Consider the following 20,591-nt stretch of genomic DNA (forward strand, 5'->3'; position numbering starts at 1 on the left):
AGAGGCATTGCCGCCGATAGCGGCATGGCGATTTCGGCCCGGACCTTTGCAGAAGGTTCGGGCCGTGTCGTATGACGGGCCGCGAGAAAAACGGGAGAGCAGGCAATGGCACAGGATGAGGCGGCCGCGCCGCAGTTCGAAACCAATGGCGACGTGCGGGTTCCGGCTTTCACCTTGCCCGTCTCCAGCCTGCTCAGCGAAGAAGCCGCCGCGTTCCAGCGTTCCCGCGCGACCGCGCCGGTCTTCGATGCCGCCGGCAAGCAGGAACCGGACATCGCCGCCCGGCGCGAGCAGATCAATGCCTATTCGGCGGCGGGCGTGGCCCGGCTACGCGAGAACTTCGCGGTCGAGATCGTCACCAAGACCGTCGGCGGCGTGGAAGTGCTCGATGTCACTCCCGCCGACGGCAGCCACGATCCCGAGCGCGTGCTCATCAACCTCCACGGCGGCGCCTTCACCGTGGGATGGGACGGGATCGCGTTGCTGGAGGCGATCCCGATCGCCGCACTCGGCAGGTTCCGCGTGATCAGCGTCAACTATCGCATGGCGCCCGAGCATCGCCATCCGGCAGGCGTGGAAGATGTCGCGGCGGTCTATGCCGCGCTTCTGGCGGACTATGCGCCCGAGCGGATCGGCATTTACGGCGGTTCGGCAGGCGGCGCGTTGACCGCCCAGGCCGCCGCCTGGCTTCCCGCGCACGGACTGCCGCAAGCGGGCGCGGTCGGCATTTTCGGCGCGGGCGGCGTGCCGTTCGGGGCCGGGGAGTCCGCCTATGTCGCAGGCTATATCGACGGCTCTTTCCCACCGCCCCCTGCGGACGGCAGCACGCCCATCGACATCACGCGCGGCTATTTCGACGGCTGCGATCCGCGCGATCCCAGTGCCTGGCCGGGCTATCATCTCGACGTGCTGGCGACCTTTCCGCCCACGCTGATCATCACCGGCACCCGCGCCATGGATCTCAGCCCGGCGATCTTCACCAATTCGCAGTTGCTCAAGGCCGGTATCCGTTCGACGCTGATCGTCGGCGAGGGCATGGGCCACTGCTTCCACTACGGCCTCCACATGCCCGAAGGGCGCGATGCCGTGGCGGCAATCCTTTCCTTCTTCCGAGAGAACCTGTCCCGATGAGTGCTGACGAACCTTGGGGCGGCCCGCTCGCCGGTGTGCGCGTGATCGACTTCACGCGGGTGCTGGCGGGCCCCGCCGCCAGCCTTGCGCTGGCCGACATGGGCGCCGAAGTGTTCAAGATCGAACCACCGGGCACTGGCGACGAGACGCGCACGTTCCCGCCCACGCGCGATGGGGAGAGCCACTATTATCTCGCCGTCAATCGCGGCAAGAAATCCATCGTCGTCGACCTCAAGAGCGAGGACGGGCTGGCGCTGGTCCGCGATCTGGCGGCCAAGTGCGACGTGCTGGTGGAGAACTACCGCCCCGGTGTGATGGACCGGCTCGGCCTTGGTTACGAGGCGATGAAGGCGATCAACCCGCGCCTGATCTACTGCTCGATCTCGGGCTATGGCCAGACCGGACCGCTGAAGGACCGGCCCAGCTTCGACATCGTGCTTCAGGCCATGTCCGGCGCGCTCTCCATGAACGGAGAGCCGGACGGGCTGCCGACCAAGCTGGGCATTCCGCTGGGCGATCTGGTCGGTGGCATCAACGGGCCCATCGGCATCCTCTCCGCCCTTTACGAGCGCGAGCGGACCGGCGTAGGGCGGCATATCGACGTCAGCCTGATGGACGGGCTGATCGGCATGCTGGGCTACATCGCGCAGCTCGCCTTCTTCAACGGTACCGACCCCAGCCGTGTGGGATCGCAGCATCCCAACCTCGTGCCTTATGGCATCTTCCCGGCGCGCGAAGGCTCCATTGTCGTTGCCTGCCTGACGCCGGGATTCTGGAGCCGCATCTGCCGCTCCATCGAGCGGCCGGAACTGACCGAAGACCCGCGTTACGACACGCTGGAAAAGCGCCGCGATGCACGGGCGGAGGTCAACGCGATCGTCAGCGCCTTTACCGAACGCCACAGCGTGGACGAACTGGTGGCGATCTTCACCGCGCACGAAGTGCCGCACGCGCCGATCCTGGGCGTGTCCGAAGCGCTGGCGCAGCCGCAGGCGGTCGAGCGCGAAATGGTGGTGGAAACGCAGCACAAGACGCTGGGGCCGATCCCCATCGTCAATCGCCCGATCCGCTTTACCGATGCGCAGCAGGCGGTGCCGACGGCGCCGCCGGTGCTGGGCGAGCACACCGATTCCATTCTGGAGGACGTGCTCGATCTTTCGCCGGAGCGAATTGCGCAGCTTCGCCGCGCCGGAGTGGTTGCCTGAGCCCACGCTTCAGGCAAGGCTGGCGGAAAGAACCTGAGAGGATTTCCAGATGGCCGACCTGCGCTTCGAAAATCGTGTCGCCGTGATCACCGGCGGCGGGCGTGGGCTCGGTCGGGCGCACGCACTGCTGCTGGCGAGCCGGGGCTGCAAGATCGTCGTCAACGATCCCGGCGTCTCGATGGCGGGCGATGCCACCGACGAAGGCCCGGCCGAGGCGCTTGCCGCTGAAATCCGCGCGGCGGGCGGGGAGGCTGTCGCCAACACCGACAGCGTCGCCACGCCGGAAGGCGGCAAGGCGATCATCCAGTCCGCGCTCGATGCCTTTGGGCGGATTGATATCCTGATCCACTCGGCCGGGAACGTGCGGCGCGGCAGCCTGTCCGAACTCGCGTACGAGGATTTCACCAGCGTCCTCGATGTCCACCTGAAGGGCGCCTATCACGTCGTGCGCGAGGCGTTTCCGCACATGATGGCGCAGGGCTTCGGGCGCATCGTGCTGACCAGTTCGATCAACGGGCTCTACGGCAAGTCGGACAATGTGACTTATGCGATGTGCAAGGCGGGTTTCATGGGCCTGTCCAACACCGCCGCGATCGAGGGGCAGCACAATAACGTGAAGTCCAACCTGATCGTGCCCGCTGCCGTCACCCGCATGTCCGAAGGGATCGACACCAGCCAGTTCCCGCCGATGGAACCGGAACAGGTGGCGCCGATGGTCGGCTATCTCTGCCATGAAAGCTGCGAGGCTTCGGGCGAGATGTTCGTCGCCATGGGCGGCCGTCTGGCGCGGGCCAAGGTGATGGAGAACGAGGGCGCGTTCCGGCCGGACTGGTCGCTTGAGCAAGTGGCCGAGCAGATCGATGCCATCCGTAACGGCGGTGAGGCGCTGGCCTTCCCGCCAGTGCCCGATGGGCAGTTGGAACATTTGCTTTATGGTTTTGCGATGATCCGGCGCGAAACGGTGGCCTGAGGGGGCAGGGAGCGAATTCACGGGTTCGATGGTTGTGAAAACCTACCGCAGCAGTCAGCCTGGAAACGCTCTCCACCCGCTCAGGCTGAGCTTGTCGAAGCCCCCTGCGGCGTGGTGCTGCGGGCTTCGACAAGCTCAGCCTGAGCGGTGTGGGGGGCAAAATCCAGAAAGTCTGAACATAGTCCGACTTTTCAGGTTTTGGGGTGCCTTGCCGACAGTGACTAGCCGCGCAAGTCCTGCAGGCAGCGGGTAAACCAGTCCGCCACTTGCGCGCGCTCGCTTTCGCCGAAGCCGGTCAGCGGCAAGTGGCGCAAGAAGAACACGAAGCCGATCGACAGGATCGAGATTTCGAGCGCCTTCACGGCGCCGCTCTCGCCGCCAATCGCCTCCGCCATGGGCGCGATGCAGCGCCGCGCGAAGACCTGCGCGGCGATCTCGGCCGCTTCCGGCGCGCCGGAGGCCATGGCGATCATCAGCATCGGCTGCACCGATTCCGCACTTCCCAGCAATTCCGTCGTGATGTGCCGGGCGAAGTCTTCGGGCGCGACGGCCAGCAGCGGCTCGACCGCCATGGCCTGATCCAGTGCCGCCTCGAACAGCCCCGCTTTCGATCCGTAATAGCGCAGCAGCAGCGGCGAACTGATCCCGGCGCGCGCGGCGATTTCGCGGATGCCGGTATGCGAATAGCCGCTGGTCGAGAACAAGTGCTTGGCCGCATCGAGAATGCGCGCACGCGTGGCTTCTGCGTTTCTGGCGCCATTGCGGGGAGAAGGTGCTTCCATCGCCCGCAGGCTATCGCCGGGATTGACAGAAGGGCAAGAGCAACCGAAGTTATCAGTCGATAACATAACTGCGGAGAAGGCTGAGATGGCGACTTTCGTTCTCGTTCACGGCGGCGGTCACGGTGGCTGGTGTTACAAGCCGGTGGCGCAGCGGCTGCGTGCCATGGGGCATGAAGTGCACACGCCCTCGCTCAGCGGCCTTGGCGATCGCAAGCATCTGCTGAGCCCGGCGATCGACCTCGACACCCATATCGACGACGTGGCCCAGTTGCTGGAGTTCGAGGATCTGACCGACGCGATCCTGGTTGGCCACAGCTATGGCGGCATGGTCATCACCGGCGCGGCGGATCGCCAGCCGGGGCGGGTGGGGCACCGTGTCTATCTGGATGCCGCTTATCCGGTCGACGGGGAATCGCTGCACGAACATGCCTTTGAAATGATCGATCAGGCGCGCCAGACGATGCGGCAAGTGGATGGGGTGGACGTGGTGCTTGAGCCCATGCCGGGCTTCGCCGCTTTCTTTGGCGTGACAGACCCGGAACTGGGCGCCTGGACCGATGCGCGGCTGACGCGGCAGCCGTGGAAATGCTTTGCGCAGAAGATCGCTTTCACTGGCGAATCGGCCATGCGGGCGATTCCCGAGAGCCACCTGATCTGCACATCAACCATCCCCGGACGCGATATGCCGCTGCTGACCGAGCGTTCTGAGGGGCGTGTGTGGGATATCGACACCGGTCACGATCTCATGCTCACCGAGCCCGACTGGGTCGCCGAGCGGCTGGACGCCATCGCCCGGATCTGAAAATTGCTCGGTTAAGGAGATACTTGCGGTCAAAAACGGCCGATCGCGTTCGTGAATCCATGCTTCACCAAATGCGGTGACGCTGTAGCAAGGTGATACGGGGTGAGAACCCACGTTGTTTGTGCGGATTGACAGCCGGTGCCACTCTGGGATTTTGGCTGCATCCGCTTGAACGGGCTGCAACGATGGCGAGTTCCTTGACCGAACCAGTTTCCGACACCCACGTCTGGATCGCGCGCCTGCGCGATTTTCTGCACGATTGCGCCGGCAGCGCGTCCGCGGAGGAGCACGACCGCATTCGCGAGGCCGTGTTGCTGCTGCACGATCCGGACGGGCAGAGCGGCGCGACGTTCGAGCCCACCACGATCGAGGCGATGCTCTCGTGCGGAGCCGCCGAGAGCGCGGTGTTCGCCATCGTCGGGCCCGACGTCAATTGCATGGTCTCTCGCGGGAGCGCGGGATCGTGCCTGGCAACGCTGGTCCTGCCGGATGGGTCCGAGGAAGTGATCTCCGAAGGCGCCACGTTCGGGCTGGCGCTGCTGGCCGCCTATGTCTCGATGATCCTTTCGGGTCTTGAGCGCGATGACGGGATGTCAGCGCCGCTCACTTTGCCGAATGGTGCAAGGCTGCACTGAGACAAGCAGGAAACGGCACCGCATTAAACGGGACGGGGTATCCGGTAGGTCGCACGAAGACCGGATCCCCCGCCAGTTAGCTTATCAAGGGTTCCGCGACGGCTCCGGTCAGGAGGGGATTGTGACCGTGCCGCCATGCCCGGGACTTGCTTGACCGGGCTGCGGGACCGAATGCCGGCAAGGTGATCGAGTGGCTGCCGGCAGATCGTGAATGGCACGGTTCCCGCTAAACCTTCGTGCCTGCGGCGCTAAGGTCAAATCCGGGATCATCCGAACCATTGCGTTGTCAATTGACCAGCGCCGCCTCGATGGCGATGCGGATCGCGTCCGAGGTGTGGTTGGCACCCAGCTTGTTGAGCATGTTGGCGCGGTGGATTTCCACCGTGCGCGGGCTGATCGAGAGCTTTTCTCCGATCAGGCGGTTCGACAGGCCGCTGGCAACACCGCCCAACACCTCGCGTTCGCGGCGGGTGAGGCGTTCGACGCGGGCGCGGGCCATGACTTCGCGAAGCTTGGCATTGCCCACGCTTTCCGCGCGTTCGATGGCGCGGGAGAGCGTGTCGTTGAGTTCGGCGGCGGAGATCGGCCAGGCAATATAGTCGATCGCGCCGTCGAGAATGGCCTCCACGATGCGGTTGGCGGAAGGGGCTTCGCTGAAGGCGATGATCGGGAACCATTCGCCATGCTGGGCCATCGATTCGATCAGATCGTCGATCGCACCGGCTTCGTCATGGATCAGGATGACACCGGATCGCGGCCAGGTGCTGGAAAGTTCGGAAATGTTCTCGAACGGTTCGACGTGAATGTTGCCGCTGGACAAGGCGTGGCTGATCGCGGCGCGGCGCCGCATGTCGTTGTCGATGAGGATGAGGTTCGAAATCCGCTCCATGGGTATCCTCCTTATTCGGCATCTGCCTTAAGGGAGATATCTCAGGTCGGTGAAAAAGCGGCCGGAGACCTGATCCGAAATCGTGGCACTCGGGGTGGTTTGCGGAAAAGAACCCATGCAATCAGTCGCAAAGCAGCAACCGAAACGGAAGTACCTCCTGCGGAAGTGCCCCTATTCGCCTTGCAGAGCGCGCCCGATTTCCTCGAAATCCTTGCGCAGTGTCCCGATCTGGCGCGAATCGAAGCTGATCGCGGAATCGAGCACCGTGCGCCGCGCCGCCTCGTAAAGCTGATTGAGCGCGGCCGCCATGCTGCTCTCCCCCGAGATGCCCAGTTGCAGCGCGGTTATCGCCGTCAGCGCACGCGTGAGCGAGCGGCTTCTCAGCGCATTGTCGCCGATGCGTTCGGCGTGGATCGCCGTGCCGAGCGCGGCGACCAGATGTTCGTAACACAAGTGGACCAGATCGGCCGGTTTGGCGCCGTTGACGCGGGCGTCGAAGTCGACGCGGCGATAGGCATCGTTGGGGTTCTGTTGGCGCAGCATCTCAGTCGCTCGACTTGTTCCACTGGGCGATCTGGCCTTGCAGCATGCTTAGGGTCGATTTGGAGACGCTGATGCGCGTCTCGGAAACGGTGAATTGCGAGGCGAGCCGCGCCCGCAGCGCCTCCTGCTGGTCGGCCAGGTCGCTCTGGTCCGAGGCCACTTGCGCCAGTTGCTTGGTGTAGCGGGAGATCGATCCGCCCAGCGAGCTGGTGTCCGTGCTGGAACTGGCCGTGCGGTAGATCTTGTCGAGCGTGCCGAACACGCCGTTGATGCCGTTGGTGAACATCGCGGCGACGCCGTCGGGATCGGCGGCGATGGTCGCGGTCAGCCGGTCGTTGTCGAGCGTGAACGTGCCGTCGCGCTGGGTCTTCAGCCCGAGGTCGGCAAGGGTTTTCGCCATCCCCGTGGCATTCGGCATGATCGTGGCACTGCCCAGCCCCGAGAGCGCGCGCTTGAGCGACCGGGCGCCGCTGTCATTGGCGAGATCGCCGCCCACCGCCGTCGCCGTGTTGAGCGCGCCCACCACTTCGTTCAGCGCATCGACCAGGTCCTGCATGGACGAGGCGATCGAGGTGGTGGGATCGGCAAAGCTGACCGTGGTGGGCGCTCCGGTGTTGGTGCCGGTGAGGGTGAGCTTCACGCCGGGGATCACGTCGGTCAACGTGTTGGATGCGGACGTGATCGACAGGCCGTCGACCTTGAGCGAGGCATCGCCGGCGGTCGCCAGCACCGTGCCGGTGGTCGAGCCCGGGGTCCATGCAAGGTTGGAGAGGCCCGGCGCGTCGGCATTCTCGGTGGCTTGCAGCGTGAAGGCGTTCTTCGCCCCCTCCGCGCCCTTGAGCACGAGCTGGGCGCCGTCCACCGTCTGCGCGACATAGGCCGTGACGCCCGAATTGGCGGCGTTGATCTTGGTGGCGACGTCCGCCAGCGTGTCATCGCTGTCGACAGTGATGTTGACCGCCGCGTGGGTGGTATCCTCGCTGAAGCTGCTGCCCGAGACGGTGCCGAAGCGCAGCGTCAGCGTGCCCGCACCGACAAGGTCGGTCTTGGCGGCATAAGCCTTGCTGGCGATCTGCTGGGCCGAGGCGAGCTTGGTGACTTCCAGCGAATAGGTCCCGGTGGGCGTGGTGGATCCGGTCAGCCCGCCGGTTGCCACCGCGCTGTTGGCGACATTCGGCGTGCGCGCCAGATCGCCGCTGCGGACCAGTGTGCCCAGTGAGGTGTCGATCGCCAGCAGCATCGACTTGATGTTGGAGGCGGTGGAAATCTGGGTGTTGAGCTTGTCGGCTTTCGTCGTCAGCTGGTCTGTGCGGGTGGCGAACTGGGCGATGGCAAGGTTGTTGGCCAGGGCTGCCATGTCGACGCCGCTGCCGCCGCCCAGCGCCGTCACCAGCGAGGTTGTAGCCAAGGACGAGGCCGCGCTCGTCGTCGAGGTGGTGGACGTGGTGGTAGCCATGCAGCGCAGGACGGCAGGGACGGCGGATATTTAAGGGCCGTCGGCAAGCCGGGCTGATCCATTTGCGCTGGCGTGGTTCGTCGCGGGGTGCCGCGGTCTCCCCTGCCCTTTCGTCATTGTGAGGAGGCGAAGCCGACGCGGCAATCCAGAGCGGCTGGATGCGCCCCTGGATTGCTTCGCTGCGCTCGCAATGACGAAAGGGGGCGGGAGGTGATGCCCGGACGGCGCGGCTGGACTCCCTTATGTCCCCGGTCCCTCCAACCGCCCGTCGGCATCGAAGCGGAGCGTGACGGGCACCGCCACTTCGGGTGCCGCGCGGCGCTCCCCGCGTTTGAGCGAGAGCACGAACGCCAGGATCGCGGCGACGGCGACATAGTGCTCTTCCCGGATCATCTGCTTCTCGCGCGTGGTGTAGAACACCGAGCGGGCGAGCGTGGGATAGGCGAGCATCGGCACCGCATATTCGGCGGCCAGTTCGCGCATCGCCATGGCCTTGTCGCCGCGTCCCTTGGCCAGAACCACCGGGGCGGGCGCCTTGGCGGGATCGTAGGCCAGTGCGACCGAGAAATGCGTGGGATTGGTGATGACGAACTGCGCTTCCTTCATCGCCGGGATCAGGCCGCCCATCGCGATCTTGCGCTGGCGCTCCTTGATCGCGGCCTTCTTCTCGGGCGCGCCTTCGGCATCCTTGTTTTCGTCCCGCACTTCCTGAAGCGTCATCTTCAGGCGCATCAGGCGGCGTACCATCTGCACCGGCAGGTCGAACATCGCGATCAGGAACAGCCCGCCCGCCAGCCAGAACAGCAAGTGGGTGATGCCGCTCCATGCGGCGGTGACTTGCCCCAGAAGGTCTCCGCCGCCCATTTGCACGAGCATGGCGATCCCTCCCCGGGCCCAGACCCAGGCGATCGTCAGCAGCAGGACGACTTTGGCGACGCCCTTGCCCATCTCGATCCACCCGGTCGGCCCGAACATCCGCTTGAGGCCGGAGAGCGGATCGATCCGCGACCCCTTGGGCAGGACATTGCTGCCCAGCCAGCGCCCCTCGCCAAAGCCGAGCTGCGAAACGAGGGAGACGAGGATCACGCCGATCCCGAGCACCAGGATCGGCGGCAGCAGCTCGACCAGAACTTGCAGCAGGCGCTGGCCCGGCGTGAAGTCGTCGATATCGGCGCGGCGCCAGGTGAACCCGGTGGCCAGCGCGCGCAGCAGCCGGTCCAGCACCCATGGCCCGGCGAGTGCCAGCCATGCGCCGCCCATTGCCACGCCCGCCGCCGTCGCCATCTCGCGCGAGCGGATGACATCGCCCTTCTCGGCAGCGTCTTTCCGGCGTTTGGCGGTGGGGGCGAAGCTCTTTTCGCCTTCCTGCTCGCTCATGCCATGGCCTCAGGGGTGCATCACGGCGGCGGCCTGCTCGATGGCGTCGGCAGAGAGACGGGTGACGAGATCGGTCAGGACCGGCGCGCTGGCCAGCAGGGCGGCGATCCCGCCCAGCACGCCCGCCGGCAGGCCCAGCGCGAAAAGATTGAGCGCGGGGGCCGAGCGGCTGAGAACGCCCGTCGCCACTTGCACCACCAGCAGGACCAGACAGCCGGGCAGAGCTATCGCCGCGCCGGTGGCGAATGTGCGCGAGGCGAAGGAGGCGACCAGCGCGAACCGCTGCGGGCCTAGCCATGTCTGGCCCGGCGGGAACGTCCGGTAGCTTTCCACCAGCAGCGCAAACCATTGCAGGTGCGCGCCCAGCGCCAGGAACATCAGCGTCAGCACCACGGTAAAATACTGGCCGAGCGCGGGCGATTGCGCGCCCGAATTGGGATCGACCGAGACCGCCATGTTCATGCCCATCGATCCGCCCACCACTTCGGCGGCCAGGATCGGCGCGGCAAAGGCCAGTTGCAGCGCGAAGCCGAGCGCAAGACCGATGCAGACTTCTCCGCTGACCGCGAGCATCCCCATCAGCGAGAACAGCGCGGGCGGGGCCTGCACCTGGGTCCACGCGCAGACCATCACCGCGATGGCGCCGGCCACGATCACCCGGGCTTGCGGCGGCACTCCGGCAATTCCGAACATCGGCGCGGCCAGCAGCGCGGCGCCGATCCGCGTCATCACGAAGAGCAGCCGCCAGAATTCGTGTTCGACCGGGCCGAAACCGAAATCGAGCCCGATCATGGCGCCACCTGCTCGGCCTGTCCGGTCCGGGCGATCTCGGCGAAGACCTCCTGCGTGAAATCGCCGATCAGCGTCATCATCGAACTGCCGAGCACCACCAGCACCAGCGCGGTCACTGCCAGCTTGGGCACGAACGTCAGCGTCTGTTCGTTCACCGAAGTCGCCGCCTGAATCACGCCCACCACCAGCCCGACCGCGAGCGAGGCGATCAGCACCGGCGCGGCGACCAGCGCGGTCACCCACAGCATCTTGTCCGCCAGTTCGAGCAGGGCGCCGATGTCTTCCATGGCCCTATCCGAAACTCGCGGCGAGCGAGCCCATCAGCAGCGCCCAGCCATCCACCATCACGAACAGAAGCAGCTTGAAGGGGAGAGAGACGACCATCGGGCTCATCATCATCATGCCAAGGCTCATCAGGACCGAGGAGACGACGAGGTCGATCACCAGGAACGGCAGGAACAGCATGAAGCCGATCTGGAACGCGGTTTTCAGCTCGCTGGTGACGAAGGCGGGCAGCAGTATGGAGAATGGTACGTCGGCCGTATTGGCGAAGCGCGGGGCTTTTGCCATGTCCGCGAACATGGTGAGGTCGCGCTCGCGGGTCTGGCGGATCATGAAGGCGTGGAATTCGCGCCCGCCTGCCTCGATCGCCTGCTGGGCATTGATCTTGTCCGCCGCGTAAGGGGCGATGGCGCTGGCGTTCACGCGCTCCAGCGTGGGCGACATGACGAAAAGCGAAAGGAACAGCGCAAGGCCGATCAGCACCTGATTGGGCGGCGATTGCTGAAGTCCGATGGCTTGCCGCAGGATCGCGAGAACCACCAGAATCCGCGTGAAGCTGGTCATCATCAGCACCAGACTGGGCAGGATCGTCAGCAGCCCCATGATGAGCAGGAGCTGGAGCGACATGCTCATGCCCGGCCCTCCCGGCCCCGAGCCCGTGCCGCCTATGGAACCAAAAGCCCGGTCCAGCGCGCCGGGGATGGCGGACTGGGCATGGACCACCAGCGGCAGCAGGGCTGCGCTAAAGGCCGCCGTCAGGGAGAGGGCGCGCTTCATGGCGCCGCTTCCTCGATGGCCCGATCCCGCGCAGGAGCCTCCGCAAGCCGCGTCAGCCCCTGCCGCGAGGCGGAGACGAGGATCTCCCGCCCATGAAACTCGATCACCGCCAGCTTCATCGTGGGCGACAGCATCAGCGTTTCGACAATCCGCACCGAACGCCCGGCAGCGGGCCCGCCGACGCGCTCCTGCATCCTCCGCGCAAGCCACAGGCATCCCCAGATCAGGGCCGCGATCAGCGGCAGCAGCAGGACCAGCTTGAGCAGATACCAGCCCATCGCCGCTCACCCCTGCACGCCGGGTTCTGCGCTTGCCCCGGCCTCAGGCAGCGTGGCGGAACCCGGCGCCGATGCGTGGTCATCGCCGGTCATCTCGACGATCCTGAGCCCGAAGCGGCCATTGTGCGACACGACCTCACCCCGGGCGATGGGCTTGCCGTTGACCAGCACGTCGAGCAATTCGTCGGTCATGCGGTCGAGCACGACAAGGCTCTCCGGCCCCAGCGAAAGCACGTCGCGCAGCTTCATCTGGGTGCGCCCCAGTTCGACCGACAGGCGCACGTCGACATCGCGCAGGAATTCAAGGCTGCGGGGATGGATGCTCATGGGAGCCGTATTCCGGATGCAGGAGGCATGGTCGAAACCCTCGTCAGAAAACCGATGGAAACGCGTGACTTCAAAAAGCGTGCGCGATCTGGACCGCGACCCGGTCGTCGAGTTCGCCCACCGCCCCGGAGGCAATCGTCCGGCCATCGACCTGCAACGGGATGCTGCGGGCGATGGCGACGGGCAGAACGTCGCCCGGGCGCAAGGTGGAGAGGCGCGACATCGCGATGGGCATGTTCACGAGCACGGCCGTCACCTCGATAGGGACCGATGCGAATGGCTCGGTGGTGGGATCGGGCCGGGCCTGCCGGTGGCGGCGCACGACGGGTCGGCGCGGTGGGGTGGTCGCGGCGGCAAGGGTGGTGACGGGAAAGGCCAGTTGGAGCGACCACGGCGCAACCCCCGGTTCCGCAATCTCCAGCGCCAGCGTGAGCAGGTCCGCGGTCATCGGGAAGGGATCGAGCTGGCGCAGGCTGTTATCCCGGCGCAGCGCGCGGATGCGGTGCTCCTCGCTATTGCCGTCACCGCCACCACCGCCGTTTAGGGCCGCCCCCAGCGCCTCGGAAAGGCTGGCTTCGATGCGTTCGATCAGCAGCAGTGCCGAGAGCGGCAGAGTCTCCGGGATCGTCTCAGGCGCTTCGCCGCGTCCGCCGAAGGCGCGATCGACGATCCGCAACATCGAATGCGCCTCGAACGTCGCCAGCAGCGGAAGGCCGGTGGGACCGAGCACCAGCAGCGTGTGCATGGCAGGGCCCTCCAGATCGGCTTGCAGTGAGGTGAGCGTGCCGTCCATCGGCATGCCCACGCGCACCAGCGGCGGCTCGCCACCGGACAAGTGCGCAAGAGCACCGGCAAGGGCACGGGCCAGCCGCTCGCCGATCAGCGAAAGCGTCGGAACCAGTTCGGCAAGGCCGGGCACTTTGCCCAGAAGATCGGCCGAGTGCCGGGCCTTCATGCGTTGCCCGGCAGCGTCCGCCGTGGGAGAGGATGCCATGGCCGCGCTCACTGGATGATGAAGTTGCGGAAGTAGACGTTCTCGACGCCGCCGAAGCCTTCCTTCTGGATCAGCACGCGGTTGATCGCGTCGGTCATCCGCTTCTGGAGGCGGGCCTTGCCGTCGAGCGTGTAGACGTCGTTCTCGGGCGTATCGGCCAGGATCGCGAGCAGCCCCGAACGGATCGCCAGCTCATGCTTCTTGAGCCACTGCAGCACGCGCCCGTCGTAGCGTGTGGAGCAAGCAAGGCTGAGCTGGATCAGCGAGTCCGATCCCTTGAGGTTCGAGGTGAAATCGTCGGAAAAGGTGTAGTAGGCGGTGCGGTACTGATCGCCGCCGTCGCCATCGACTTCCTCGGCGCCGCTGTCCTTCGCGGCGCTGTCGTCCTGCTTGGGCATGTAAGGATCGGCTTCTCCCTTGCGCACCAGCCTGGGCAGGTTGTCCTCCTTCTTTTCGGCATGGCTGCCGACCATGCCGGAGGCGACGAGGGCGAAAGCGGCACCGCCGCCGCCCAGGGCGAGCATGCCCACGCCGATAAGGATCAGGCCGAGCTTGCCCTTGGCCTTCTTCTCGGTCCCGCCTTCAACGGCGCCGTCCTTGGATGCTCCCTTGTCGCTCACTGTCGGTGTCCCCTGAATGCTGCCGGATCAGGCGTAGATGCCGCCACGGTCGGTGCGCGGCGCGCGGGCCGGACGGTCGTCGCGTCCCGTCAATTCGGTGCCGCTGGGTGCGGGCGGGGCATGGCGACGTTCGCCGTCTTGCCTGCCCGTGGAGGTGTTGCCGGTCTGGGCGGAAGCCTGCCGTTGGTCCTGCTGGAAGGTGCCTGAGCCGGTCTGCGTCTGCGTGCCGTTGCCGGACTGCTGCCACGCTTGCCGCGCATCGCCGCCCTGATCACCTCGATCACCGCCGGCGCCGCCCGCCAGCGATGCGGCGACGCCTGCGTGGACGGCGGCTCCGAACGCCGGGTCGGCGCTGGCCATGGTCACGGTGAGGCCGCTGCTCTCCGGACGGAATTGCAGCGAGACCGAGCCGAACTCGGTGTGGCTGACCGCCGTGCGCACCACTTGCGACCCCGCCGCCTCGCGCGCTTCGGCAATACGGCTCACCAGCGTGGCGAAGTCCTGCGGTGCAGGCGCTGTGTCACGAGAAATCGCGCCGGTTGCCGCCGGAACGGGTGCGCTCGCGTGGGCGAGGGGCACCTGCGATGGCGCCAGCGGCTGGCCGATTTCGCCAGCCGATGCGTCGTGGAGGGAGGGAGGTGCTGGCTGTCGGTCGGCAGGCAGGGTGGCACGCTCGTCGGTCTGCGCGACTGCGGTGGAGGCAGCCGGCATCTGCGCGGGCCGGTCGGCAACTGTCGGCTGGACCGTAGCTCCCCCGGCATCCACGGGAGCGGTGGACGGCGACGCGGTTGCAGGCTGGGTCGGCTCCGTGGGCGACGTCGGGGTCGGAGGCGTCGGAGCTTGCGCAGAGAGTGCGGCGAGGACGGGGTGAGGCGGGGCGGCCCCGTTCTTTGGATTGTCTGCGGATGTGGTTTCGATTGGTGCGAGTTGCACTTGCGCGAAAGCCGTGGACGCAGCGGCTTGCGGTGTCGTCAGAACGGCGGCGCCGGCAGTGTCGGGCAAGGCTGCCTTGGGTGCGCCAACATCCGCCATCAGAGCGACCGTCGTCGCCGGTGCTGACGGACCGACCCCAACGGGCTTGGCGGCGACGAACGCGGCAGGCGACTGCGCGGCTGCCGGCTGGGGTGCCGGTTTGGCCGGGATCGGAGACAATACGGCCAGTATGGCCAGCAGTGCCTCTGCCGGGTCGATGTCTTTCGCATCGTCCGCATCGACAGTCGGGTCCGATGGCGTATCGCGGTTGTCCGCTTTGGCCGGAGCTGCTTCGGCGCTTTGTGCCAGTGCCGCTGCGGCAATGTCCGGCAGGGCTTTGCCGGTCGTCTTGCCGGGGGTGGGGACCACTGCCGCATCCACCTCGGCCGAAATGGCTTTCACGGCAATCGGCACCCTGCCTGCAGCGCCATCCAGAATGGCCGCGAATCCGGCGTTTTCGGTGCCGCTGGGCGTTGAACCGGTAGGAGAACCGGCCGTCGTCGCCGGGGCGCCCTTGGGCGTCGAAGCGGAGAGCGGGGTCATGTCTGCGAAGTTCCCGGATCGATCATGGTGATCGCTATTCAAGTCCCGTGCCAGATGTCCGGCGGCCCGAGAGCGCGGGGGTCTGGCTGGCCTTGGCGATCATCCGTTCCTGCAAGGTCGCGCGTTCCTCAATGGCGGCGCGGCGGCGTTCGGCGGCGGCGAGCAGGATCTGCTTGGCATCAGCAATCGATTGCGCACGCTGGGCATCGCCCTCTGTGCTGCGGCTGATCGCCTGCAACCCGCTGATGAAATTGCCGACCTGATGGAGCGCCGCGCCATCGGTCATCTCGCGGCGGCTGGCATAGTCCGCCGCCAGTTGGCGCGTCCGGTCGGAGAGCGATTTCAGCTGCGAAAGCGTACTTTCCGCTTGGGCCGCTTCCAGCACGGCGTTCTGCTTGGCGATGGCGCGGATCTTTTCGAGGCGCCGCAGCCGGACGAGACGCTGGCGGTCGGCATTCATGGCTCAGTCCGCCAGCAATTGCGCCAGCTGCGCGGTGCTGGCGGCCATGTCGACCACCTCCCGCGCGGGCTGGCTCAGGAACGTGGTCAGCGCCTGATGCATGGCAATCGCACGGTCGAGCTGCGGGTCGGCTCCGGCGCGATAGGCGCCCATCAGCACGAGGTCGCGGTTCGCTTCGTAACTGGCCGAAAGTGCCCGGAACTGGCGCGCGAACTGCTGGTGTTCGGGCGCGACGATATCGTTCATCACCCGGCTGAGCGAGGCGGCGATGTCCACCGCCGGATACTGCCCGCGCTGCGCCAGATCGCGCGAGAGCACGATATGCCCGTCCAGGATCGAGCGCGCGGTGTCCACCACCGGGTCGTCCTGATTGTCGCCGTCGGCCAGCACCGTGTAGAGCCCGGTGATCGATCCGCCGGTGGCCGCCGAATTGCCCGCGCGCTCGACCAGCTTGGTGATCGTCGCCAGCGCGGAGGGCGGATAGCCCCGCGCGGCGCCGGGCTCGCCCAGCAGCAGCCCGATTTCGCGCGCGGCGTGGGCGACGCGGGTGAGGCTGTCCATGATGAGCAGTACGCGCTTGCCTTTCGCGCGGAAGTGCTCGGCCATCGATGTCGCCAGCATCGCCCCGCGCAGTCGCAAGTTGGGGGCATGATCGGCCGGGACGGCGACGACGATGGTGCGGTCCTTCATCCCGGCCCGCATGTGACGCTCCACGAAGTCGGAAACTTCGCGGGCGCGCTCGCCGATCAGGCCGACGACGACCACGTCCGCGCCCTGTGTCTCGGCGGCGCCGCGCGCGATCATGTCGATCAGCACCGACTTGCCGACGCCGGACCCGGCCATCACCCCGATCCTCTGGCCCACCCCGAACGTGGTCAGCGCATTGAGCGCGCGCACGCCGGTATCGAACGGCTGGCGGACCGGGCTGCGGTCGAGCGCCGAGGCGCGCACCCCTCCGGAGGGCCATTCCTTGCGGCTGTGGATCGGAAAACCGCCATCGATGTGCAGTGCCTCGCCATCCACCGCGCGGCCGAGGAAAGGTTCGCCCACCGGCAGCAGGCCGGGCCGCCCTTCGGCCCAGACCCGCGCGCCGGGGCGCAGCAGGATGGTGTCGCCCAGCAACATCATCATTGTCCGGCCGTTGCGGAATCCGATCACTTCGGCGGCGAGCGAAGTCTGCGGCCCATGCGAGATCCGGCAGATCGCACCGACCGGAACCGACAGCCCGCTCACTTCGAGCAGCCCGCCATCGCAGGCGGCGACCAGACCGTAGCGGCGCGGGGCAAGGTCGATCGGTCCGGTGACAAGGTCTCCCAGGATCGATTCGTAGAGCTTCAGCACTGCTGCAAGGCCTCGGCAATCGCGCGGCGCCATGTTGCCGGGCCGTCCTCGACCCCGCCGGAGCCGGTCTCGATCCGCACCGTGCCGCGTTCGAGCGTGCGGTCGGGCCGGATTTTCCATTCGCTGTGCAGGCGTGGGGAGACGAGTTCGAAATCGCGGGGGTTGAGGTGGACCACCCGGTCGTCGTCGGCCCGCGACAGCATCGAGACGGCCACTTCGATGCGGCGGCCGAGCGCGGCGGGATCCAGCGCGAGCGGGGCAATGGCAGCCTCGCACAGCGCGGCCACGGTGTCGCGCAGGCGCAGGCGCAGTTCCTCTTCCAGCCGATCGTCGATCCGCGCGAACGAGAGCGAGAGCCGCTCGCGCGCGGCGGCATCGGCGGCGGCTCGCTGCGCGGCATCCTCGGAAGCCTGTCGGCTGCCTTTGGCGTAACCGCGTGCGAAAGCCTCGGTAAGCGGATCGGGCGCTTCGGGTTCGGGAACCGGCGGCGGGGGATTGTCTTGCGGATCCGCTTCGAGAGCAGGGCCGCCAAAACGGACATCCGGGCGGAACTTCGCAGGCTGCGAAAGCGCTTCGAACAGCCACGAGGAGGGTTGAGACCGCTCGTCTTGTTCCGGCTTTTCCCGGCTGAAGCGGCCCAGCGAGAAGCCCAGATCAGACATATTCGTCGTCGCCCGAACCGAAGATGATGGCCCCCTCGGCCGCCAGCCTGCGGGCGATGGTCACGACTTCCTTCTGCGCCGCGACCACGTCGGCAAGCTTGGTGCGTCCGCGCGCGGCGATCTCGTCCTTCACGCCGTCCGCCGCGCGTGTGGACATGGCGCGGAAGAACACCTCGCGCTCGTCCTCGGTAATCCCCTTCAGTGCATCGATCAGCGCATCGCTGGGGACATCGCGCAGCAGCGTGCCCATGGCCTTGGGATCGAGCACGAAGAGGTGCTCGAACTTGAACATCTCGTCCTCGATCTGGCGCGCCAGCACTTTGTCGCGGCGAGTGAGGTCGCCCATGACGCGTTTTTCGACGACTTTGCTGACGCCGTTGACGATGCCCGCAGCCTCGCGGATGCCGCCCACTTCGAACGGGCGCTGGCCGTGGAAATCGGCGATGCGGCGCGCGAGAAGGTCTTCCAGCATCTGGATCGCCTGCACCGTCACCGGCCCCAGCGTGGCGATGCGATGGACGATCTCCGGCTGAACGGCTTCCGGCAGCGCATGGAGCACGGCCGCGGCGATCTCCGGATCGAGCTGGACCAGCAGCACGGCAATGGCCTGGGGATGCTCGTCGCGCACCAGTGGCACCAGCGAGGCAGCGGTGAGCCAGCGTGCCAGTTCGATGCTGGAATGGCGCGGAGCCTCGGGCTGAATGCGGCTCATCAGGTTCTCGGCCTTCACTTCGCCGATGGCCCGGGTGATCATCGTGCGGACCTGACCGACCCGGTCATGGGCGGCGATGCCCAGCGTCTCGGTCTTCTCGACAAAGCCGGCGATGGCCTCGGCGATCAGTTCGGGCCCGATCTCGCCCAGCGCGCACATCTTCTCGCCCAGCTTGCGCAGCTCGTCCGGCTCGAATTCGGCAAGGATGCGCGAGGTCTGGTCCTCGTTGAGGAGCATCATCATCACCGCCGCATTGTCGGCAGGTTGCAGGGGTGCGGTTTCGCTCATCAGGCTGCCTTCGTCTGGCCTTCGTCGACGGGGTCGTTGATCATCTGGCGCAGGGCGGCCACGGCGCTGTCAGGCTTTTCGGCGACGAGCCGCTGGGCAAGATCGACCTGCCGCGAGAGCAAGTCCGACCGGCTGACGTCGATATCCATGTCGATGGTTTCCGCATCGGCCCGTGCGCCGGTCAGCCGGGAGGCCGGGCCGCCGAGGAAGTGCCCGCCATCGGCCGTCTCGTCGTCCTCGCCCGGGCCCATGATCTGCGCCACGGCCTTGGACTTGCCGCGCTTGGCGGGTGGTGTCCGCTCGCCGCGTAGTGCCTGGACCAGTGGCCTGACGCCGATCAGCAGCACCAGCAACACGGCCAGCACCGCCGCGCCGTTGCGGACCACCATGGCGAACCACGGCGCTTCGTAGAACGGCAGGGTGTCGACGCCGGCGGGCTCGAAGTCGCGGATCACGACCTTGACCTGATCGCCGCGCTGCGGGTCGGCACCGACGGCAGCACTCACCAGAGACTGGATGTCCTGAATGCCCTGCGCTTTCGCGCCCTTGAGCGCGGCGGCGCTGACCGCGACCGCCACGGATAGCCGCTTGATCCCGCCCGGGCGCGAGTTCGATACCGAGACCTGACGGCCCAGTTCGTAGTTCCGGCTGGACGACGTTTCACCATTGGTCGGCGGCGTGCCCGAGGCGGCGGGAGAGGGCGTCCCCTGCGGCGCGCCGGGGCGTGCCTGCGTCGGCGGCGGCGGCGAATTGGACAGCGCGCCGGGGATGCCGGTGGCGGGACCTGCGCCGGTCGATTGCGATTGTTCCTGCGTCTCGCTGCGGATGACGCCGTCCTTGTCGTAGCTCTCGCGCGCCTGCGTCACGTCGGCCATATCGAGTTCGACCTGGGCCTGACTGGTGAAATTGCTCTCGCCCAGCATCGGGCTCAGCAATTGGCCCACCTGCTCGCGCAGCTTGGCCTCCATGCGCGATTGCAGGTCGAGCCGGTCGGTATCCGCGCCGCCCTGCTGCGAGAGCAGGCGGCCGTGCTGGTCGACCACGCGCACGGCATCGGGCGAGAGGCCGGGCACCGAGGCGGCAACGAGATTGACGATGGCCCCCACCTGACTTTCGGAAAGCTGGCGGCCGGGCTTGAGGCGGATCATCACCGAGGCCGAGGGCGGCACATTGTCGCGCACGAAGACGGACTTCTCCCCCTCGGCAATGTGGACGCGGGCGCCGTCGACGCCGTCGATCTCGGCGATGGTGAGCTGGAGATCATGCTCACGCGCGGCGCGCAGGCGTTCACCTTCCAGCGTGCGGCTGGCGCCCATCGGCAGCTTGTCCAGCATCTGGTCGCCGGTTTCGGGCGTCGCCAGCGCGCCATCGGCGGCGACCAGCATGCGGGCGCGATAATAGTCCCCCTCGCCAACCGTCAGCGCGCCAGAGGAATTGTCGATGTGGTAGGAAATGCCCGCCTGTTCGAGCGCGGCGGCCACCCCGGCGCGGTCCGCATCGTCGAGCTGGGCATAGAGCACGCGCTGCGGCGATGGCCCTAGGGCATCCCACGCCAACAGCGCGCCGCCAATCGCGGCAAGGCCGACGAAGACCGGCAGGAAGCGGCGGACCGCCGGTTGGGCGGTGAACGATCCGATGCGGGTGAGCACGGGTCCACCCTGCGGATCGGCGAATGGCGCGAAAAGCGAGCGCGGGGCGGGAAGCTGGCTGGCGCCGGTCCCTTCCGGCATGGCGGCAAATGGTTCGGCCATGG

23 protein-coding genes are annotated in these 20,591 nt (G+C 66.9%); 5 read left to right on the plus strand and 18 right to left on the minus strand.

Annotated elements, in window-relative coordinates:
* Positions 1 to 105 precede the first annotated feature (105 nt).
* The 3 genes from EDF56_RS13375 to EDF56_RS13385 are packed head-to-tail and all read left to right on the plus strand — an operon-like array spanning position 106 to position 3,306.
* Complete coding sequence (locus EDF56_RS13375) at positions 106 to 1,131, plus strand: alpha/beta hydrolase (RefSeq protein WP_132388158.1); 1,026 nt, start codon at positions 106 to 108, stop codon at positions 1,129 to 1,131.
* On the plus strand, positions 1,128 to 2,336 hold the full coding sequence (locus tag EDF56_RS13380) for a CoA transferase (RefSeq protein WP_132388160.1): 1,209 nt from the start codon (positions 1,128 to 1,130) through the stop codon (positions 2,334 to 2,336). The genes EDF56_RS13375 and EDF56_RS13380 overlap by 4 nt, the downstream gene beginning before the upstream one ends.
* A 49-nt stretch (positions 2,337 to 2,385) precedes the next feature.
* Complete coding sequence (locus EDF56_RS13385) at positions 2,386 to 3,306, plus strand: SDR family NAD(P)-dependent oxidoreductase (RefSeq protein ID WP_132388162.1); 921 nt, start codon at positions 2,386 to 2,388, stop codon at positions 3,304 to 3,306.
* 221 nt (positions 3,307 to 3,527) lie between these two features.
* On the opposite strand, the gene EDF56_RS13390 is transcribed toward EDF56_RS13385, so the two are convergent.
* Positions 3,528 to 4,088 carry a TetR/AcrR family transcriptional regulator gene (locus tag EDF56_RS13390; protein WP_165912186.1) on the minus strand — a complete coding sequence of 187 codons (561 nt, stop codon included), beginning with the start codon at positions 4,086 to 4,088 and terminating at the stop codon, positions 3,528 to 3,530.
* 85 nt (positions 4,089 to 4,173) lie between these two features.
* Here EDF56_RS13390 and EDF56_RS13395 point away from each other — a divergent pair, with 85 nt between their 5' ends.
* Together EDF56_RS13395 and EDF56_RS13400 are read left to right on the plus strand one after the other, a co-directional pair.
* Positions 4,174 to 4,890, plus strand: coding sequence for an alpha/beta hydrolase (locus EDF56_RS13395; RefSeq protein ID WP_132388166.1), 717 nt, complete (start codon positions 4,174 to 4,176; stop codon positions 4,888 to 4,890).
* A 197-nt stretch (positions 4,891 to 5,087) separates the two neighbouring features.
* The gene (locus EDF56_RS13400; RefSeq protein ID WP_243652576.1) at positions 5,088 to 5,525 is read left to right on the plus strand and encodes a hypothetical protein; all 438 of its coding nucleotides are present in this window, start codon (positions 5,088 to 5,090) and stop codon (positions 5,523 to 5,525) included.
* Between the two features lie 286 nt (positions 5,526 to 5,811).
* Here EDF56_RS13400 and EDF56_RS13405 read toward each other — a convergent pair whose 3' ends face one another.
* The 17 genes from EDF56_RS13405 to fliF form a co-directional block, all read right to left on the minus strand.
* Positions 5,812 to 6,414 (minus strand): LuxR C-terminal-related transcriptional regulator, encoded by a 603-nt coding sequence (locus tag EDF56_RS13405; protein WP_132388170.1) that lies wholly within the window; start codon positions 6,412 to 6,414, stop codon positions 5,812 to 5,814.
* A 171-nt stretch (positions 6,415 to 6,585) separates the two neighbouring features.
* On the minus strand, positions 6,586 to 6,957 hold the full coding sequence (locus EDF56_RS13410; RefSeq protein ID WP_132388172.1) for a flagellar protein FliS: 372 nt from the start codon (positions 6,955 to 6,957) through the stop codon (positions 6,586 to 6,588).
* Position 6,958: 1 nt separating this feature from the next.
* A complete protein-coding gene (fliD, locus tag EDF56_RS13415; protein ID WP_132388174.1) occupies positions 6,959 to 8,413 on the minus strand; it encodes a flagellar filament capping protein FliD in 1,455 nt (484 codons plus the stop codon).
* A 240-nt stretch (positions 8,414 to 8,653) separates the two neighbouring features.
* Entirely contained in the window at positions 8,654 to 9,790 is a 1,137-nt protein-coding gene (locus tag EDF56_RS13420; protein WP_132388176.1) for a flagellar type III secretion system protein FlhB, read from the minus strand.
* Positions 9,791 to 9,799: 9 nt separating this feature from the next.
* The gene (fliR, locus tag EDF56_RS13425) at positions 9,800 to 10,582 is read right to left on the minus strand and encodes a flagellar biosynthetic protein FliR (protein ID WP_132388178.1); all 783 of its coding nucleotides are present in this window, start codon (positions 10,580 to 10,582) and stop codon (positions 9,800 to 9,802) included.
* The gene (locus tag EDF56_RS13430; protein WP_132388180.1) at positions 10,579 to 10,869 is read right to left on the minus strand and encodes a flagellar biosynthetic protein FliQ; all 291 of its coding nucleotides are present in this window, start codon (positions 10,867 to 10,869) and stop codon (positions 10,579 to 10,581) included. The genes fliR and EDF56_RS13430 overlap by 4 nt, the downstream gene beginning before the upstream one ends.
* Positions 10,870 to 10,873: 4 nt before the next feature.
* The gene (gene fliP, locus EDF56_RS13435) at positions 10,874 to 11,641 is read right to left on the minus strand and encodes a flagellar type III secretion system pore protein FliP (protein ID WP_132388182.1); all 768 of its coding nucleotides are present in this window, start codon (positions 11,639 to 11,641) and stop codon (positions 10,874 to 10,876) included.
* A complete protein-coding gene (locus EDF56_RS13440) occupies positions 11,638 to 11,919 on the minus strand; it encodes a flagellar biosynthetic protein FliO (protein WP_132388184.1) in 282 nt (93 codons plus the stop codon). Before EDF56_RS13440 ends, fliP begins: the two co-directional genes overlap by 4 nt.
* A 6-nt stretch (positions 11,920 to 11,925) precedes the next feature.
* Entirely contained in the window at positions 11,926 to 12,246 is a 321-nt protein-coding gene (fliN, locus tag EDF56_RS13445; RefSeq protein ID WP_132388186.1) for a flagellar motor switch protein FliN, read from the minus strand.
* A gap of 70 nt (positions 12,247 to 12,316) precedes the next feature.
* The gene (locus EDF56_RS13450; protein WP_243652577.1) at positions 12,317 to 13,240 is read right to left on the minus strand and encodes a FliM/FliN family flagellar motor C-terminal domain-containing protein; all 924 of its coding nucleotides are present in this window, start codon (positions 13,238 to 13,240) and stop codon (positions 12,317 to 12,319) included.
* Positions 13,241 to 13,248: 8 nt separating this feature from the next.
* On the minus strand, positions 13,249 to 13,860 hold the full coding sequence (locus EDF56_RS13455; protein ID WP_347812985.1) for a flagellar basal body-associated FliL family protein: 612 nt from the start codon (positions 13,858 to 13,860) through the stop codon (positions 13,249 to 13,251).
* Positions 13,861 to 13,887: 27 nt separating this feature from the next.
* A complete protein-coding gene (locus tag EDF56_RS13460; protein ID WP_132388187.1) occupies positions 13,888 to 15,375 on the minus strand; it encodes a hypothetical protein in 1,488 nt (495 codons plus the stop codon).
* 34 nt (positions 15,376 to 15,409) lie between these two features.
* A complete protein-coding gene (locus EDF56_RS13465; protein ID WP_132388189.1) occupies positions 15,410 to 15,835 on the minus strand; it encodes a hypothetical protein in 426 nt (141 codons plus the stop codon).
* Between the two features lie 3 nt (positions 15,836 to 15,838).
* Complete coding sequence (locus tag EDF56_RS13470) at positions 15,839 to 17,209, minus strand: FliI/YscN family ATPase (RefSeq protein WP_132388191.1); 1,371 nt, start codon at positions 17,207 to 17,209, stop codon at positions 15,839 to 15,841.
* Positions 17,170 to 17,838, minus strand: coding sequence for a FliH/SctL family protein (locus tag EDF56_RS13475; RefSeq protein WP_132388193.1), 669 nt, complete (start codon positions 17,836 to 17,838; stop codon positions 17,170 to 17,172). Before EDF56_RS13475 ends, EDF56_RS13470 begins: the two co-directional genes overlap by 40 nt.
* Positions 17,831 to 18,838, minus strand: a complete 1,008-nt coding sequence (fliG, locus tag EDF56_RS13480) for a flagellar motor switch protein FliG (RefSeq protein WP_132388195.1) — start codon at positions 18,836 to 18,838, stop codon at positions 17,831 to 17,833. Before fliG ends, EDF56_RS13475 begins: the two co-directional genes overlap by 8 nt.
* Positions 18,838 to 20,589 (minus strand): flagellar basal-body MS-ring/collar protein FliF, encoded by a 1,752-nt coding sequence (gene fliF / locus EDF56_RS13485; protein ID WP_132388197.1) that lies wholly within the window; start codon positions 20,587 to 20,589, stop codon positions 18,838 to 18,840. The genes fliG and fliF overlap by 1 nt, the downstream gene beginning before the upstream one ends.
* Positions 20,590 to 20,591 lie beyond the last annotated feature (2 nt).

Origin of the sequence: Novosphingobium sp. PhB165 (assembly GCF_004341845.1) — a bacterium.
In the GTDB taxonomy this organism is placed as follows: Bacteria; Pseudomonadota; Alphaproteobacteria; order Sphingomonadales; family Sphingomonadaceae; genus Novosphingobium.